Genomic DNA, 16,010 nt, shown 5'->3' with positions numbered 1-16,010 from the left:
GCAGGCTCCCCGGCTTATTGTTGTTCTGTCAGCTCGGCGCCGGTCGCCGAAGCCAGGTGGATACCGCCCTGGCCGACCAGCACCAGGTTGCCGTTGCCGGCCGCGCTCACGCCGGCCAGGGACAGGCGGTCCGGACGGTTGACGACGCTGAAGCTCGCGCCGTCGTCCTTGCTTTCCAGCACGCTGCCGCCATGACCGACGATGACGATGGTGCCGTCATCCAGCAGGCTGCCTTCGGAGAGGCCGAACTCCAGCTCGCCGCCGTTGGCGGTGGGCAGGTTGACCTGCTGCCAGCTGTCGCCGAAGTCGGTGGTGCGGAACAGGTGGCCACGCAGGCCGTAGACCAGCGCGGTGCCGGCCTGACGGGTGCCGATGGTGCCGAACAGCGAGCCTTCGTACGGACCCTGGAGCTTTTCCCAGGTCTGGCCCCAGTCCTTGGAACGGAAGATGCTGCCCGCCTCGCCGACCACCAGCAGGCCGGAATCCTTCACCGCCGCGATGGCGTTGAGGTGGTACTGGTCCTCGTTGTCCAGGCGGTCGCTGGCGTCTTCCCAGTGCTGGCCGCCGTCGGTGGTTTCCAGCAACGCGCCGTAGGCGCCCACGGCCATGCCGTGGTTGTCGTCCTGGAACCAGATGTCCAGCAACGGCGCTTCGCGCTTGAGGTCTTCGAACTGGCGGGCCCAGGTGGTGCCGCCATCGGTGGTGACGAGAATCTGCGCGTCGTGGCCGACGGCCCAGCCCTTCTTGTCATTGAGGAAGAACACCGCGGTCAGCAGCTGGCGGGTCGGCACCTTGGCCTGGGTCCAGCTCTTGCCGGCGTCGTCGGAGTAAAGGATATGTCCGTGATCCCCCACCGCCACCAGGCGCTTGCCGGCCTGGGCGACGCCCAGCAACAGGCTGCTGGTGGCCTTGGCCGAGGGAATGGAGCTGGAGTCGCTGGCCGCCTCGGTCGCCGCGATGGCGGACAAGGGGGCGACGGACAGCATCAGCAGGGAAAGTGCGCCGAGCAGGGAAATCGATTTGCGCGACATCGGGACGGAGCGCGAAGTCTCCGACACGGACTGCTCGCTCGTAGTGCGCCACTGGGGCTCACGCATATGCCTTTACCTCTTTGTTCTTATTGCAGGCGGTATCGAGTGTGGTCGCTATATAGCCAGCCTTTGCCAGGGCTGACAATTAACGGCACGTTATCTTTTGTTAAGCGGCGGCGGCCTCATCCAAAAGGATGATTGCAGCTGGCCAGCAACGCTGTAAGGCGCGTCGCAGGCGGCTTGCAATGGGGAGAGTGGTAACACTTTCGCCCCGCCGCCGGTCGGATGCAGGCAAGAAAAAGCCCGCCAGGTGGCGGGCTTTTTCAAACGCGGGACGAACTCAGCGGGTGCCGCGACGACGCAGTGCGGAGGGGCTGAAGTAGGAATCGTCCGGCACCGCCTGGCTGAAGTCGATGGTGGTCGGCTCTTCGTTGTCCAGGTTCTGCACGTGGTAACGGCGGGCCTGGAGGTCGTGGAAGGTGTCCAGGGCGGTCCAAGTGGTGGGCAGCTCGTAGTAGTTCTTCAGGTACGCCAGCGATACGCGCCACAGCTCGCCACGGCCGTCGTACTGGTCGACCTCGGCGGCGCCCCAGCTGTCTTCGTCGAGGAACAGCACGCGCTTGGAATAGATGTGGCGCGCGCCCGGCTTCAGGGTGCCTTCGACGACCCACACGCGGTGCAGCTCGTAGCGGGTGTACTTGGGATTGAGGTGGCTGGGGGTCAGCAGGTCCTTGTACGTAACGTCCGGGCTGGAGACCTTGTAGTTGTTGTACGGGATATACATTTCCTTCTTGCCGATCAGCTTCCAGTCGTAGCGGTCCGGCGAGCCATTGAACATGTCGGTGTCGTCGGCGGTACGCAGGCCGTCGGCGGCGGCGATCGGGGTGTCGTAGGCCAGGTTCGGCGCACGGCGCACGCGGCGCTGGCCGGCGTTGTAGCCCCAGGCCTGGCGCGGTTCCTTCACCTGGTCCAGGGTCTCGTGCACCAGCGCGGCGCCACCGGCCAGGCGTGCCGGGCTCTTGGTGAAGGACAGGTAGTAGAACAGCAGGTTGTTCAGGTCGGCGAAGCTCTTGCCCTGGAGGTAGTACTTGAACAGCGCTTCCTGCTGCGAGGTCACCAGCGAATAGTCGCCGTTGCGCTGCACGGCCACTTCCGAGGCGCGGCGCACGACGAAGGTCCCGCGGTAGCGGGCGATGTGGTTCCACAGCGCTTCCACGCCGCTCTGCGGAATCGGGAACGGGATGCCACCGAAGGCATCGACGAAGCCGTTGCCGCCCTCGGCCAGCTTGGCGCTGGTGGCGTTCTTGAAGGTGTTGTCGTACACCCACTGCGGCGCCGAACCGCTGCGGCGGCTCGGGTACACCGGCATCTGGAAGGTGTCCGGGTAGGTGGCGAACAGCGCCAGGGTGCCCGGCGTCAGGTTGGCCTTGTACTGGTCCAGGTTGGCCTTGGTGATGGTGTACAGCGGCTTGTCCGCGGCGAACGGATCGATGTGGTGCTGGCCCGGCTTGTAGCCGGCCGGCGCCTGGGTGATGCCGCCAGTCCAGGCCGGGATGGTGCCGGCGGCGTTGCCGGCCTTTTCCGCGCCCAGCGGGGTCAGGGTCGACTGCAGCTTGGCCGCGTCCTGCGCGGAAACCGATGCCAGGGCACTGCCGGCGGACAGGGCAAGGGCCACCGCCGCGCCGATCAGGGTACGCATGTTGCGCATGGTGAATCTCCGTGAAATTCACGCGCCGGGCGTCTCGAACGTCCGGCGCATGCTTGTCGTTAGAAGGAGTACTTGACGTTGAAACCGACGTTGTCGCGGTCGCGGGCAGCGTTGTTCTGGCCGGCGCCATAGAACTCGGTGTACTGCAGCTCGGTTTCCAGGGCGTTCAGGTAGGTGGCCTTGACACCCAGGGTGTAGGCCTTGCGGCCTTCGATGAAGTTGCCGGTCTGGTAGGAGTTGCCTTCGAAGTCGTCCTTGTAGACGGCGTACGGCGAGACGTTCACGCCGGCAAACACGTCGTTCCAGGTACCCGAGAGCAACAGGGTGTAACCGTAGGAGTTGCGGTTGACCTGGTCGTCGCGGTCATAGCCGGAGACATAGGCGCCGTTGCCGCGGCCGGAGTAGTAGCGGGTGGTGCCATCGTAGGCGGTGTACTGCAGGCTGCTGCCGCGTAGTTGCTCGGAAGCCAGTTCCGCCACGCCCATCAGCGAGTCGAAGGACAGCTGCGGGCCGAAGTTGTAGATGGTACCCAGCGAGGTATTGAAGGCCTCGACGCGTTCGTAGTTGTGGATCTGGTCGTTGATCGCCACCGGACGGCCGCCGATGTTCACGGTCTTGCCGCTTGCCAGCCCCGGCGCCTGGACCAGCAGGTCGCCCAGCAGGTCGTTGGTGGTGGCTACGCCGATCGGCAGGTTCGGACGGTAGGCCACTTCGCCAAATACCGAGGCATCGCCCACGGTGGTGTTGAAGCTCAGGCCGTACATGCGGATGTTCTCGACGTACTCGCGACGGGCGTTGACCTGGTTGGCAACGTCCACCGCCGCCGCGCCGTTGACCAGCCCCAGCACCTGGCCGGCCATGGCGTTGCCGCTGCCGGCGGCGGCCATCAGCTGGTCGTAGGAGGAGAAGCCGCCCAGGCCCGCCAGCTGGTCCATGTCCAGACCGGCGTAGCTGCTGTTCAGGTCGGCGTAGATGGTCGGTTCCTTGGCGTGGTAATTGACGAAGTAGAAGCCGAACTCGGTAGAGTTCAGTTGCTCGGCAATGTAATGGAAGGACACGCCGAACTGGCCGTCGTCCTTGGCGTTGATGTCCTTGCCGACGTTGGCGACCTTGAACACGCCGTTGGAGTCCAGGTACTGGGTGCCCTGCAGGCCGCCGACATGGGCCGCCGAGAGCTGCGGATAGAGGCTCTGGAACAGTGGGTTGGCCAGCGCGTCGACCGTGGTGTAGGCAGTGTTGCCGCCATCGGCGAACAGGTCTGTCTCGGAGAAGTAGGTGCCGACCGGGTCGAGGCGGGTTTCCTTCCAGTTCCACTGGTAGAAGGTGTCCATCGACAGGTTATCGGTCAGGCCGACGTTGAAGCTCAGCGCCTCCACCGGCATCAGCACTTCTTTCAGTTCCGAGCCCGGCAGGCGGAACTTGGCGGCGTCCACCGGGTTGGTGGTGTTCACGCCGCCGCGATAGAAGAGGCCCTCGCCCCAGTTGAACACCTGGCGGCCCAGGCGCCCGGTCACCGGATGCTCGGCTACGTCCCAGTTGCCATAGAGATAGGCGTCGAGGATTTCCGCCCGGCTGCCGGCGACATCGCGGGTCTCGCTGGTGAAGTGGTCGTTGTTGGGATAGCTCTGGCTCGGCTGCGGCGGCTGGTTGTGGTCGTAGTAGTCGTTGCGCTTGTCCATGATCTGGGTGTCATAGAAAGCCGAGCCACGCACGAACATACCGTAGTTCTTGTAGGTCGCTTCCAGGTCGGACGTGACCTTGTACACCTCGGAAACCAGGCCGGTATCGAAGTTGCGGTTGCCGTCGTTGCCGTTGATGTCGTTGTTGCTCTTGTCCTGCCCCTGCACACGCCACAGGGTGCCGTAGGAAACCGTGGTATCCAGCGAACCGCTCACCTCGTTGTCGAGGAAGCTGAACTCGACGGCAGTGGCGGGAACCGACATCAGCAGCGGCAGTACGCCCGCCAGGGCAAAACCCGCGCGAGCGGGAGCGAAACGCAAGACGCGCTTGCGAACCGGGATTTCCATTAGGACTCACTCCATGGACTGATCATTCTGTAAGGGCGCCGCCACTGCGGGCAGTTCGCCTTGTCAGCCGTTACTCCACGGCCTTGTTGTCGTGCCCCCAAGGTGCTCGACAAGCCCCCTGACCCAATGGCCAGGCAAAGGCTAAGCGGGATCGGCCGGTGCAACGCCGATGCCAATTGCGGTAAATACGCTGGATTTGCTTACAAAAATTAAAGATATGGCCCGCTACTTTTTGTGACTGATCATCCACTGATCAAACCCACTGACCGATTGCGCCATCGGTCTCTCGAAATGGCGCGATCCGCCCCTGGAAGGCCCGACGCAGACAGGCCGGCACCCTGGCGCCAATTCATCCCAGCGATAAGGCGACTATCGTTTAATTTCGATAAGTAACAAAAAGGTGTTACCAGCCAATGCTGGTAACACCCTCAGCGAGACAGTAGGCGCCCCGGACGGGGCGCCGGCGGGAGGATCAGGCGAGGCTCTTGCTGACCACCTCGAAGACGTCGCTGGACAGCTCGCCGGACGCCAGGATGCGTTCCAGCTCGGCCTTCATCAGCGCCTGGCGCGCCGGTGCGTACTTGCGCCAGCGGGTCAGCGGGGTCAGCAGGCGCGAGGCGATCTGCGGGTTCAGTGCATTGAGCGTGATGATCTGGTCGGCCAGGAAGCGGTAGCCGGCGCCATCCACGCGGTGGAAGTTCACCGCGTTCTGGTTGGCGAAGGCGCCGATCAGCGCGCGGATCTTGTTCGGGTTCTTCAGGGTGAAGGCCGAATGCTGCATCAGCGCCTGCACGCGCTCCAGTCCGCCTGGCAGGGTGCAGCCGGCCTGGACGCTGAACCACTGGTCCATCACCAGCGGGTCATCCTTGAAGTAGTCGGCGAACATCGCCAGCGCTTCGGCCTTCTCGCTTTCGAAGGACGAGTTGACCAGCACGGCCAACGCGGTCAGGCGCTCGGTCATGTTGTCGCAATCCTTGTACTGCTCCTGGCAGGCCGCGAGCACCTCGGCCTTGCCGCTCTGCATGAGGTAGGACAGCGCGATGTTCTGCAGGCTGCGACGGGCGATGTGGGTCGCCTCGGCCACGTAGGCGGTCTCGCGGGACTGCTTGCGGTTGGCCTGGTAACGCTCCCACAGTTGCTCGTGCAGTACCGCGCCGATCTGCTGGCGGGCGAACTCGCGGGCAGCGTGGATGGCCTCGACATCCGCCACTTCGCTGATCTCGGTGAGATAGGCCTCGCTGGGCAGCGAGAGCATCTCGGCGACCATGGCCTGGTCCAGCCCGGTGTCCAGCAGCAGGGTGCGGAAAGCCGTGATCAGGCGCTGATCGAGCACCAGCTGCTCGCCACGCTGGTGCTGGCCGATCAGCTCCTGCAGGACCTGCACGGACAGCTGCTGGCCGGCTTCCCAGCGGTTGAAGCCGTCCTCGTCGTGCTGCATGAGGAACATCAGTTGGTCGCGGTCGTAGGGGAAGCTCAGCTTCACCGGCGCGGAGAAGCCGCGCAGCAGCGACGGCAGCGGCTTCTCGGCGAGGCCGACGAAGGTGAACGACTGCTCGGCCTCGGTGACCTGCAGCACGCGGTCGCTGCCGTGGGCGTGTTCTTCGCCCTGCAGGCGCAGCGGCAGGGCATTGCCCAGCTTGTCGATCAGGCCCATCTGCACCGGAATGACGAAGGGCTGCTTCTCGCTCTGCCCCGGCGTGGCCGGGCAGCTCTGGCGGAAGGTCAGGGTGTAGCTCTGCGCCGCGGCGTCGAAGCGCTCCTCCACCGCCAGGCGCGGGGTGCCGGACTGGCTGTACCAACGCTTGAACTGGGTCAGGTCGACGCCGTTGGCGTCCTCCATGGCCTTGACGAAGTCGTCGCAGGTCACGGCCTGGCCGTCATGACGCTCGAAGTACAGGTCGGTGCCCTTGCGGAAGCCATCGGCGCCCAGCAGGGTGTGGATCATGCGCACGACTTCCGAGCCCTTCTCGTAGACGGTCAGGGTGTAGAAGTTGGAAATCTCGATGAAGGAATCCGGGCGCACCGGGTGCGCCATCGGACCGGCGTCCTCGGCGAACTGGTTGGTGCGCAGGAAGGCCACGTCCTCGACGCGCTTGACGGTGCGCGAGTTCATGTCGGCGGAGAACTCGCTGTCGCGGAACACGGTGAAGCCTTCCTTGAGCGACAGCTGGAACCAGTCGCGGCAGGTTACGCGGTTGCCCGACCAGTTGTGGAAGTATTCGTGGGCCACCACGCCTTCGACGCGCTGGTGCGCGGCGTCGGTCGCCGTCTCGGCCTTGGCCAGCACGCAGCTGGAGTTGAAGATGTTGAGGCCCTTGTTCTCCATGGCGCCCATGTTGAAGTCGTTGACCGCGACGATCATGAAGATGTCCAGGTCGTACTCGCGGCCGTAGACCTTCTCATCCCAGCGCATCGAGTTCTTCAGGCTGTCCATGGCGTGCTGGACCTTGTCGATGTTCTCCGGCTCGACATAGATGCGCAGGGTGACTTCGCGCTCGCTCAGGGTGGTGAACTGGTCTTCCACGCACCAGAGGTCGCCGGCGACCAGGGCGAAGAGGTAAGCCGGTTTCTTGAACGGGTCCTGCCAGGTCGCCCAGTGGCGGCCGCCCTCTTCCGAACCGCTGGCCACCGGATTGCCGTTGGACAGGAGCACCGGGTACTTGTGCTGCTCGGCCGACAGCGTGGTGGTGAAGCTGCTCATCACGTCCGGGCGGTCGAGGTAGTAGGTGATCTTGCGGAAGCCTTCGGCCTCGCACTGGGTGCAGAACATCTTGCCGGACTTGTACAGGCCTTCCAGGGCGGTATTGCTTTCCGGGTGGATGCGCACGGTACTGTCGACGGTGAAGGTCTTCGCCGTCGGCTGCAGGGTCAGGTGGTTCTCGTCGAGCTGGTACTGGCCGGCTTCGAGGGTCTGGTCATCCAGCGCCACCGACAGCAGCTCCAGCTGCTGGCCGTCGAGCACCAGCGGCGGCAGGCCGTCGCCGCGCTCCGGGTTGCGGCGCATCACCAGCTGGGCGTGGACCAGGGTGTGGTCCTCGTACAGCTCGAAGGTCAGGTTGGTCTCGTCGATCAGGTACTCGGGCGCCTGATAATCCTTGAGGTAGATGACTTTCGGTTGCTCGGTACGCATGGCTTTGGGCCCCTTGAAAGGCGGCAGGCTGGATGGGCCGGCCGGAGGAATCTGGGTACTGACTCTAGCGAGCTAGAGCGAAGCAGGCGAGTCGGAACCGCATCTATCCCTAGATGCGGTTCCGGGCCGGAAATTCAATTCGGGTTCGATCAGAAGCTATTTACGATCTTGCGAGCTAGAGCCGTAGTAGGCGAAAAGTGCCCGAAGAGCGGAGTTTACGTGCTGTAAATGAGCATCTGAGGGCGCTTTTCAACGCCCTACGGCCGACGCGCAGCAGATCGTAAACAGGTTCTCAGGCGCTGATAGCAAGCTGATACGCCGTAAACTTGCGTACGTTGATCACGCCGGTATCGAAGATCAGGTACTGGCCCTTGATACCCTGCAGGGTACCCTCCACCACCGGCGTCTTGTCCAGATCGAAGCTGGTGATCTTGGCCAGGTAGGCCTCCACCGGATAGCTGATCTCGATGGGGTCCAGGTCGAGCACCGGCTGGATCGCCTGCAGGCCGAAGCGCTGTTGCAGGGCGACTATGCCCTCGGCACAGGTGTCGAACAGCTGCTCGCGGATGGCCACCAGGTCCAGCGGCTCGGCCTCACCCTTGAGCAACGCGCGCCAGTTGGTGCGGTCGGCGACCTGGCTGCGCAGCAGGTCCTCGACGAAGCCGGATTGCTGGCGGGTCGCCACGCGCATGATCGGCAGCGCCTGGCGCGCGCCCTGGTCGATCCAGCGGGTCGGCACCTGGGTGGCGCGGGTGATGCCCACCTTCACGCCCGAAGAGTTGGCCAGGTAGACCACGTGGTCGGTCATGCAGAAGCGCTCGCCCCACTCCGGCTCACGGCAGGAACCGTCCTCGTAGTGGCACTTCTCCGGGCTCATGATGCAGCTGTCGCACTGCGCCAGCTTGGTGAAGCAGGGATAGCAGTAGCCCTGGCTGAAGCTCTTCCTGGTCTTGCGTCCGCAGTGGCAGCAGTTGATCTCGCCCAGGTACTCCAGGCGCAGGGTCTTGCCGATCAGCGGGTTTACCGGGACTTCCGTCTCACCGAGGCGGAAGGCGTATTGCACGGGGCTTTCCAGGCGCGCCGACATCTTGTCCAGGGCGCCGCGTCCAAGCTCTACCATCAGAAAGCAGCCATCAATGCAGGGTATTGGTCGAGAACAGGATGTTCGGGATCGGCTCGGCGTGGGAGGCGCATTCCTGCGGACCCATGTAGCCGGTGCGCTGGTCCTCGGGCAGGTTCTTCAGCTCCCAGGCGATCACGGCCTGCAGCGACAGCTCCTTCTGCTCCTGGGACAGCTTGCGACCGTCGGGCCACTTGCCGATTTCCACGGCGAGCTTGAGGCTCTCGTAGAGCTTGGGGGTGATGTTCTGGATCATTTCGGCGAAGGACGACATGGGCCGGCTCCTGCTGGAGAAAACGAAGCCGGCATTCTACCGGGCCGGAAGCGTTGGCGCACGAACAGAGGTCAGGCGGTCGGTGAGCCCCTGCAGGCGCGCGCTCTGCGCGCCATTCGTGGGCATGGCCCACTCCTACAGGTCGAGACGCCGGGACACGCGCCCCTGTAGGAGCGCGCCATGCGCGCGACGCGTGGGCATCGCCCACGCCCGCAACCTCAATGTCCGGTGCGGCGCGCCAGCAAGCCGCCGATCAGGCCGCTCAGACAACCCGCCACCAGGCCGCCCACATGCGCGCCGTTGGCGATGGAGCCGAAACCGAGCAAGTCGATCACCCCGGACAGGCACACCAGCAGCCAGATCAGCATCATCGCCACCACGCCCTTGGGCAGCTGGTAGGCCGGGGTCGGCGCCATGCGCTGGAATATCCAGCAATGGCCGAGCAACCCGTAAAGCACGCCGGACAAGCCGCCGAACAGGCTCGACCCGCTGACGCCGAACTGCACGACATTGGAGATCAACCCGAAGCCCAGGCTCAGCCCCAGCAGCATCCAGGCACCCTGGCGGTACTCGATGCGCCGCCCGAGCTCCCAGTACCACATGCCGTTCATCGCCAGGTGCAGCCAGCCGAAGTGCAGCAGCATCGGTGAGAACAGCCGCCACCATTGCCCGGACGCCAGCGTCTCGGACAGCGGCACGAAGACCAGCTGGTCCTCGCTGACCATGCGGAAGTCCTGGAAGGTCAGCCAGCGCATGGTTTCCGGGTAGGTGCCGAGCAAAGTCACCGCGGCCACGATGCAGGTCACCAGCAGCACCGCGGTGGTCATCCAGCTCAGCTTCAACTGCTCCAGCAACCCCGGCCCACCGCGCCGGCGCTCAGCCTGCACGCTGAGCTGCGGGTCGCCTTGCGGATACCGTTCATACAGGGTGCGCACCTGTTCGGCCAACTGCGCATTGGGCACCCAGAGCACCTGCTCACCCGACTCCTCGCTGACCCGGAAGGGGACGTTCAGGCGCCGCAGCAGGGTGACGAACTCACCCAGGTCGACCGCCGCCGGCAGCCGTATCGCTTCCACCACACTCACGCATCGCCCTCCGGCCGCTTCACATCCACCCACACGAACTTGCTGCGCTCCAGACGGGTTTCATCGTCCAGCCGATAGGCCGCCAGCTTGCCGTACATCACCGCGCTGTAATCCAGGCACGCCAGGTTGGGCCGGATCGGCGACGGTGTGCCACGCCGCCAGTAGTGGCCGACGAACAGCAGCGGCTCGTCGGCGCCGTAGGTCAGCAGGCGCGACTTCTGCTCCTCGCTCAGGCGCTCGCTGGCGACTTCGTCGGGCAACCCGTCGGGCTGGAACACGATGTCGCCGTAGGTCTCCGGCTCGCGGTCCTCCGCCCAGAACTTGGTGCGGAAGAAGGCCCGGGTGAAGCCATCGCTGCCGGTCAGGGTCAGGCCGTTGGGCAGGCGCATGTCGGTACCACGCAGCAGGCGGTCGCAGGCCTGCTGGGCGAAGCTGCCGGGCTCCGCGGTGGCCTTGAGGAAGGCTTCGTCGATGCGGCCGTCGTGGAACTGCTGGCGCAGCGCGTCGATCACATCGTGGTCCCAGCAGGCGTGGACCATGCGGAAACGCCCGGCATCGAGAAACAGCGGCATGTCCTGGAACCAGCCAAGGAAATCGCGCCAGTCCGCTGGGTGGCCTTCGAACTGATCCAGGGTTTCCTTGATCAGCCGAGCGTGGCGCGGCGTGTGCTCGCGCACGTACTGGCGCCCGCTGCCCGGCGCGGCGGGCGTGGACCAGCCCAGCGCGTTGAATTCGTGGTTGCCCATGATGCACAGCGCCTCGCCGGCGGCGACCATGTCGTGCACCCGGTGCAGCGCTTCGCGGATGCGCGGCCCACGGTCGATGATGTCGCCGAGGAACAGCGCCTGTCGCCGGGCATGCCGCCAGACACCGCCCTGCAACCGGTAGCCGAGGCGCTCCAGTAGTACATCCAGGGTATTGGCGCAGCCGTGGATATCGCCGATCAGGTCAAAGCCACGCGAGGGGTCGAGTTCCATCACTCGCTGCTCCCGAGGCGGCTGCCCCAGCCCAGCTTGGTCCGGCAGACTTCGTAGTAGTTGTGGTCGATCGGATGGATCAGCCGCAGCTTCTGTGGCTTCTTGCTTACCGTGACGGTGTCGCCGGGGGCGCAGGTGAAGTGGTTCTGCCCGTCACAAGACACCTGCGGGTAGATCTGCATGTTCGGCGAGACGACGATCTTCAGCTCGCTGTTGCCGTCGACCACGATGGGCCGCCCGGACAGGGTATGCGGGTACATCGGCACCACGACGATGGCATCGAGCTTGGGATGCATGATCGGCCCGCCGGCGGACAGTGCGTAGGCGGTGGAGCCGGTCGGGGTGGCGACAATCAGGCCGTCGGCCTTCTGGCTGCAGACGAACTGGCCGTCGATGTGCAGCTCGAACTCGATCATCCGCGTCGACTTGCCGGGGTGCAGCACCACGTCGTTCAGCGCATCGCCCTGGCCGATGGACTCGCCGTGGCGGCGCACCTGGGCATCGAGCAGGAAGCGGCTCTCGACGATGTACTGGCCGCCGAGCACTTCGGCGACCTTGGTTTCCAGCTCGTCCGGGCGGATGTCGGTGAGGAAGCCGAGGCTGCCACGGTTGATCCCCAGCACCGGCACCTTGTGCCGCGCCAGGGCGCGCGCGGCGCCGAGCATGCTGCCGTCGCCGCCGACCACGATCACCAGGTCGCAGATTTCGCCCATGATCTTCCGGGAGCAGGTCTGCAGGCCGTGACCGGGCAGCACTTCGGAAATGGTGTCCTCGAGGATCACATGCAGATGGCGCTCGATGAGGAAGCGCTTCAGCCGACGGATGGTTTCCAGGACCTGGGTGCTGCCCAGGCGGCCGATGATGCCGATGTTGCGAAAGGGTTCCATGGGACTCCGGGCGGCTTTGCGGTGCGGGAATGACGGAATTATGGGCGAAACGCCGAAGCAGCGGCAAACCGCAGCGCTGTCTGAGCGGCTAGGCTAGGGGAATGAGCGCTCTTACCCCCCTGTTGGATGAACTCCTGATCGAGCTGCGCCAGCCGCAGGTCCGCGACCTGGCCTGGACGCTGCTCTCTCCGCCGCTGCTCAATTCCGGCAGCCCGGCCCTGCGCCACCCGCTGGCGGCCAGCCGCTGGCTCACCGAGCCTGAGCGGCTGGCCGACTGGCTGCGTGCACTGGAACGCTCGCCCGCGCACTTGCTGGAACAACTGGAAAGCACCCCGCACCAACGCCTGGGCCGCTACTACGAGCGCCTCTGGCAATACGCCCTGGAGCAGGCGCCCGACCTGCACCTGCTGGCCGCCAACCTGCCCGTGCGCGACAACGGCCACACCCTCGGCGAGCTGGACCTGCTGCTGGAAGACGACGACGGCCTGCATCACCTCGAACTGGCCATCAAGCTCTACCTCGGCCCCAGCGAAGACGGGCCGAACGCCTGGCTCGGCCCCGGCGCGGAGGACCACCTGCTGCGCAAGATCGAACACTTCTACCAGCACCAGTTGCCGCTCTCCGCCACGCCCGAAGGACTGCGCGTGGTTCGCGAATTCAGCGACGGCACACCCTCGGCAGGGCTCTGGCTCGGCGGCTACCTGTTCTACCCCTGGCCGGCGCGTTGCCCGCCGCCCGCCGGCGCCTGCGACCACCATCTGCACGGCCGCTGGCTGCACCGCCAGGAGTGGCCGCGCTATCAGGAGCAGCATCCGGAGGGCTGGCAGGTGCTGTCACGCAAACGCTGGCTGGCGCCAGCCGCCTGCGATGCCGATGGGCGCTGGACGGCCGCGCAGTTCGCCGACTGGCTGGCCCAACTGCCGGAGGACGGCTTCCCGCAATTGCTGGTCCGCCTGGCGTTCCAGGACGGGCGCTGGCGCGAACAGGAACGCCTGTTCCTGGTGGGCGACCGCTGGCCGCGGGTGCACAGTGGCTATTCGCGCTGAATGGCCAGCGCCTGGAGGCGCTCCTGCATCGCCCGGCGCCCCTGCAGACCGCCCGTATGGACAGCGACGATGCGGCTGCCCCGATCGATCCGCCCGGCCACCACTTCGTCACGCAGCGCCAGCAGCAGCTTGCCGGTGTACAGCGGCTCCAGCGGCACCCCGCACTCGGCTTCCGCATCCAGGATGAAGCGCGCCAATTCCGGGTCGATCCGCCCGAAACCGCCGCGGCTGGCATCGATCAACCGGTAGCCGGATATCTCGACGCCAGCCTCCGCCAATAGCCCGGGCACCTGCACCTCGACGCCATGCCCCGGCGGTACCGCCAGGGCGCCCACCACCGGGTGCGCGCCCTCCTCCCCCAGCACCAGGCCGGCCAGGGTGGTGCCGGTGCCGCAGGCGACCCACAGCTGCTGGTAGTCGCTCCAGCCAATGCCCGCCAACTGCTCGCGGGTCATTGCCACCATCGGCACACAACCTCGCGCACCAGGCAGACCGCCACCGCCCTCGCCCACCGGCAGCAGATCGGGGTGACGATCGCGCCAGGGCGCCCAGAAGCCCGGCTCATGCCGTTGGCGATAACCACCGTAGCCCAGCCAGTGCAGCTGCATGCCGAGCCGGCGCAGGTCGGCGACCGTGGGGTTGTCCTGCTCCTCGCCGCGCAGCAGCCCGACGGTGCGGAAACCGAAGCGGGCACCGGCCGCCGCCAGGGCATGAAGGTGATTGGAATGGGCTCCGCCCAGGCTCATCACGCCCTGGAGGCCAAGATCGGCAGCCTGCTTCAGGTAGGGCGCGAGCTTGAACCATTTGTTGCCGCAGATCAGCGCATCGACCTGATCCAGGCGCAACAGCGCCAGCTCGATGCCAGCGCGATCGAGCCAACTCAGGTGAACGGGTTGCAGCGGTGCGACGGGACGCCAGTCAGGGTACTGCAAGGCGCCCCGCTCAAGCCGTGGTGACGCTGCGCAGGCGGCCAGCGGTCTTGTGGCGCGCGCAGCAGTTGCTGTCGCCTTCGATGAAGCGCCCGGGCGTTTCCACGCGGTCGATCGGCAGGGCGCAGCGGTCGCCATTGGACAGCCGCCCCTCGCAGGTCGGCTGCTGGTAATGGGCCAACCACTGGCGGTACTGGTCTTCCGAGACGAAGCACTTGGCGGCGGCAAAGGCCATGGGGTTTTCCTGATAGCGGGTGACATCCGCCAGCGACAGCGTCAGGTGACCCGCGCCCGGGTGATAGACCACGAAGACCACACCCTGACCCGCCAGGCGCTCCAGCATCGAACTGTCCGCCGCCCCGGTCGACTGCGCCGCCAGTTCCTGGCGCAGGCTCTCGACGCTCTGCTGGAGTTCCTCCGCCTGCTCGCGCCATTGCGTGCTTTGCTGCTTCAGCAGGTCGAGCGCCTGCCGCAACCGCTCGGCGTCCTGGCGCTGCTTTTCGGCTTCCTGGTGCAGCGTCTGGTTTTCCTGTTGAAGCCGCCGGCTTTCCTGCTGAAGCTGCTGGTTCTCCTGCTGCAGCTGCTGGTCCAGCTCGTGGCGGTAACCCAGCTCTGCGTCGCGGACGGAAACCTGCTCCTGGTATCGAGCCTCCAGCGCGGCGATACGGGCCTTGGCCTCGTCCTCGATCTGCTGGCGCAATTGCTCCAGTTCGTCGCGGCCACTGGCCTCGATCTGCCGCAGCTGCTCCGTCAGTTCTTCACGGCCGCGCTGAAATCCGCTGACCTGCCCGTCCAGTTCACGACGCAGGTCGGCGTTGATGTCTTCTTCGCGCTTGAGCCCTTCGCGCAGTATCGAGACCTCGGCCTGCAGTACCTGGATCTGCTCCTGCGCATCGAGCTTCAGGCGGCTGAGTTCCTGTTCGTGCTGCTGGCTGATCTGCGACAGACGGAGCTCCTGCTGGTCGAGCAGCGCGGCAGTCTTCTGTTCGTGCTCCTGGAGCATTTCCCGCGCGAGCTTCTCGGCGGTTTCGCGGGACTCCTCCTCGGAAGGCGCATACCACTGGTGCTCGGCCGCCATCTGCAGGCGCTGGGGCTCGACGGCCGCCGGCTCTTCTTCCACCAGCACGCCGAGATTGTTGCGCTTCGCCGCGGCACGCAGCTTGGCCAGATGGCTGTCGTCGCCTTCGAACACCGGGTCCCACAGGTGCATCTGGTGCCAGGGCACCGGGCACTGGCTACGGCAGGCCAGGCGGATGGGGCCGGCGCCCAGGTCCGGGCCACGGCCGGCGCGATCGGCCAGGTTGCGCAGGGGCAGGTTCCAGCCGCGGTCGGCCTCACCGTTCTCGTCGAAGTCCAGGTAGAAAAACACCGCCGCCTTGACCATCAGGCGCGGGTTGATCAGCACATAGGCCAGTTGCACCTGCTGCTCGGCCAGGTCCGGCATCTGCACGACGTTATCGAGCAGCGCCTCGAATTCGGGGTAGAGCATTTCCTTGCAAACGCCACGGTCATTGAAGAAGACCACGGCTTCCACCATCTGAGGCTTCTTCTGCATGCTCATCGATTGACCTCTGGGCCTGTGCGGGAGGAAGTCTGGGAAATGATGCCGTAGGAAAGTGGCACCCTGATGGCAGGAATGCCCTGACATCCGGACCAGTCTAGGGGAAATAATGTCGCAGGCAATGTGACTGGGTTGGCACCCGACCTGCCGGTCAGGTCAGGCGGGTGAATGGCGAGACGAAACTGTGATGCAGTTTGTCATTCCGTAAAAAACGCAGGCCCCGGAGGAACGCTCC

The 16,010-nt window shown here is 65.5% G+C and carries 12 protein-coding genes; 1 reads left to right on the top strand and 11 read right to left on the bottom strand.

The window, feature by feature from the left end; translation table 11 throughout:
* Positions 1-14 precede the first annotated feature (14 nt).
* The 9 genes from J5M67_RS05645 to J5M67_RS05605 all read right to left on the bottom strand — a co-directional run bounded on the left by J5M67_RS05645 (position 15) and on the right by J5M67_RS05605 (position 12,239).
* Positions 15-1,097 (bottom strand): YCF48-related protein, encoded by a 1,083-nt coding sequence (locus tag J5M67_RS05645; protein WP_207884340.1) that lies wholly within the window; start codon positions 1,095-1,097, stop codon positions 15-17.
* 274 nt (positions 1,098-1,371) lie between these two features.
* Positions 1,372-2,739, bottom strand: coding sequence for a DUF1329 domain-containing protein (locus J5M67_RS05640; protein ID WP_207884339.1), 1,368 nt, complete (start codon positions 2,737-2,739; stop codon positions 1,372-1,374).
* A 59-nt stretch (positions 2,740-2,798) separates the two neighbouring features.
* Complete coding sequence (locus J5M67_RS05635; RefSeq protein ID WP_207884338.1) at positions 2,799-4,766, bottom strand: DUF1302 domain-containing protein; 1,968 nt, start codon at positions 4,764-4,766, stop codon at positions 2,799-2,801.
* A gap of 472 nt (positions 4,767-5,238) precedes the next feature.
* On the bottom strand, positions 5,239-7,896 hold the full coding sequence (gene pepN / locus J5M67_RS05630) for an aminopeptidase N (protein WP_207884337.1): 2,658 nt from the start codon (positions 7,894-7,896) through the stop codon (positions 5,239-5,241).
* A gap of 292 nt (positions 7,897-8,188) precedes the next feature.
* Positions 8,189-9,016 (bottom strand): DUF2797 domain-containing protein, encoded by an 828-nt coding sequence (locus J5M67_RS05625; RefSeq protein WP_207884336.1) that lies wholly within the window; start codon positions 9,014-9,016, stop codon positions 8,189-8,191.
* A gap of 13 nt (positions 9,017-9,029) precedes the next feature.
* The gene (locus J5M67_RS05620; RefSeq protein ID WP_207884335.1) at positions 9,030-9,290 is read right to left on the bottom strand and encodes a YeaC family protein; all 261 of its coding nucleotides are present in this window, start codon (positions 9,288-9,290) and stop codon (positions 9,030-9,032) included.
* A 218-nt stretch (positions 9,291-9,508) separates the two neighbouring features.
* Positions 9,509-10,375, bottom strand: coding sequence for a rhomboid family intramembrane serine protease (locus tag J5M67_RS05615; protein ID WP_207884334.1), 867 nt, complete (start codon positions 10,373-10,375; stop codon positions 9,509-9,511).
* Entirely contained in the window at positions 10,372-11,352 is a 981-nt protein-coding gene (locus J5M67_RS05610; RefSeq protein WP_207884333.1) for a metallophosphoesterase, read from the bottom strand. The genes J5M67_RS05615 and J5M67_RS05610 overlap by 4 nt, the downstream gene beginning before the upstream one ends.
* Positions 11,352-12,239 (bottom strand): NAD(+) kinase, encoded by an 888-nt coding sequence (locus tag J5M67_RS05605; protein WP_152224645.1) that lies wholly within the window; start codon positions 12,237-12,239, stop codon positions 11,352-11,354. Before J5M67_RS05605 ends, J5M67_RS05610 begins: the two co-directional genes overlap by 1 nt.
* Before the next feature lie 101 nt (positions 12,240-12,340).
* On the opposite strand from J5M67_RS05605, the gene J5M67_RS05600 reads away from it, so the two are divergent.
* Positions 12,341-13,285 (top strand): DUF1853 family protein, encoded by a 945-nt coding sequence (locus J5M67_RS05600; protein WP_207884332.1) that lies wholly within the window; start codon positions 12,341-12,343, stop codon positions 13,283-13,285.
* Here the strand turns inward: J5M67_RS05600 and J5M67_RS05595 are convergent.
* Together J5M67_RS05595 and J5M67_RS05590 are read right to left on the bottom strand one after the other, a co-directional pair.
* Positions 13,273-14,184, bottom strand: a complete 912-nt coding sequence (locus J5M67_RS05595) for a 1-aminocyclopropane-1-carboxylate deaminase/D-cysteine desulfhydrase (protein ID WP_243434528.1) — start codon at positions 14,182-14,184, stop codon at positions 13,273-13,275. The genes J5M67_RS05600 and J5M67_RS05595 overlap by 13 nt on opposite strands.
* A 43-nt stretch (positions 14,185-14,227) precedes the next feature.
* On the bottom strand, positions 14,228-15,775 hold the full coding sequence (locus J5M67_RS05590; protein ID WP_207884330.1) for a chromosome partitioning protein ParA: 1,548 nt from the start codon (positions 15,773-15,775) through the stop codon (positions 14,228-14,230).
* Positions 15,776-16,010: the final 235 nt, after the last annotated feature.

It is taken from the genome of Pseudomonas sp. 30_B, assembly GCF_017491605.1.
GTDB lineage: Bacteria > Pseudomonadota > Gammaproteobacteria > Pseudomonadales > Pseudomonadaceae > Pseudomonas.
The sequence above is the reverse complement of the archived record's forward strand: the minus strand, read 5'-3'. Positions and strand labels throughout refer to the sequence as shown.

Excerpts from the sequence above, each read along its gene's own strand:
- J5M67_RS05620 (WP_207884335.1), bottom strand. The coding sequence starts at position 9,290 with ATGTCGTCCTTCGCCGAAATGATCCAGAACATCACCCCCAAGCTCTAC.
- J5M67_RS05600 (WP_207884332.1), top strand. The coding sequence starts at position 12,341 with ATGAGCGCTCTTACCCCCCTGTTGGATGAACTCCTGATCGAGCTGCGC.
- J5M67_RS05605 (WP_152224645.1), bottom strand. The coding sequence starts at position 12,239 with ATGGAACCCTTTCGCAACATCGGCATCATCGGCCGCCTGGGCAGCACC.
- pepN (WP_207884337.1), bottom strand. The coding sequence starts at position 7,896 with ATGCGTACCGAGCAACCGAAAGTCATCTACCTCAAGGATTATCAGGCG.
- J5M67_RS05590 (WP_207884330.1), bottom strand. The coding sequence starts at position 15,775 with ATGAGCATGCAGAAGAAGCCTCAGATGGTGGAAGCCGTGGTCTTCTTC.
- J5M67_RS05610 (WP_207884333.1), bottom strand. The coding sequence starts at position 11,352 with ATGGAACTCGACCCCTCGCGTGGCTTTGACCTGATCGGCGATATCCAC.
- J5M67_RS05640 (WP_207884339.1), bottom strand. The coding sequence starts at position 2,739 with ATGCGCAACATGCGTACCCTGATCGGCGCGGCGGTGGCCCTTGCCCTG.
- J5M67_RS05635 (WP_207884338.1), bottom strand. The coding sequence starts at position 4,766 with ATGGAAATCCCGGTTCGCAAGCGCGTCTTGCGTTTCGCTCCCGCTCGC.
- J5M67_RS05645 (WP_207884340.1), bottom strand. The coding sequence starts at position 1,097 with ATGCGTGAGCCCCAGTGGCGCACTACGAGCGAGCAGTCCGTGTCGGAG.
- J5M67_RS05625 (WP_207884336.1), bottom strand. The coding sequence starts at position 9,016 with ATGGTAGAGCTTGGACGCGGCGCCCTGGACAAGATGTCGGCGCGCCTG.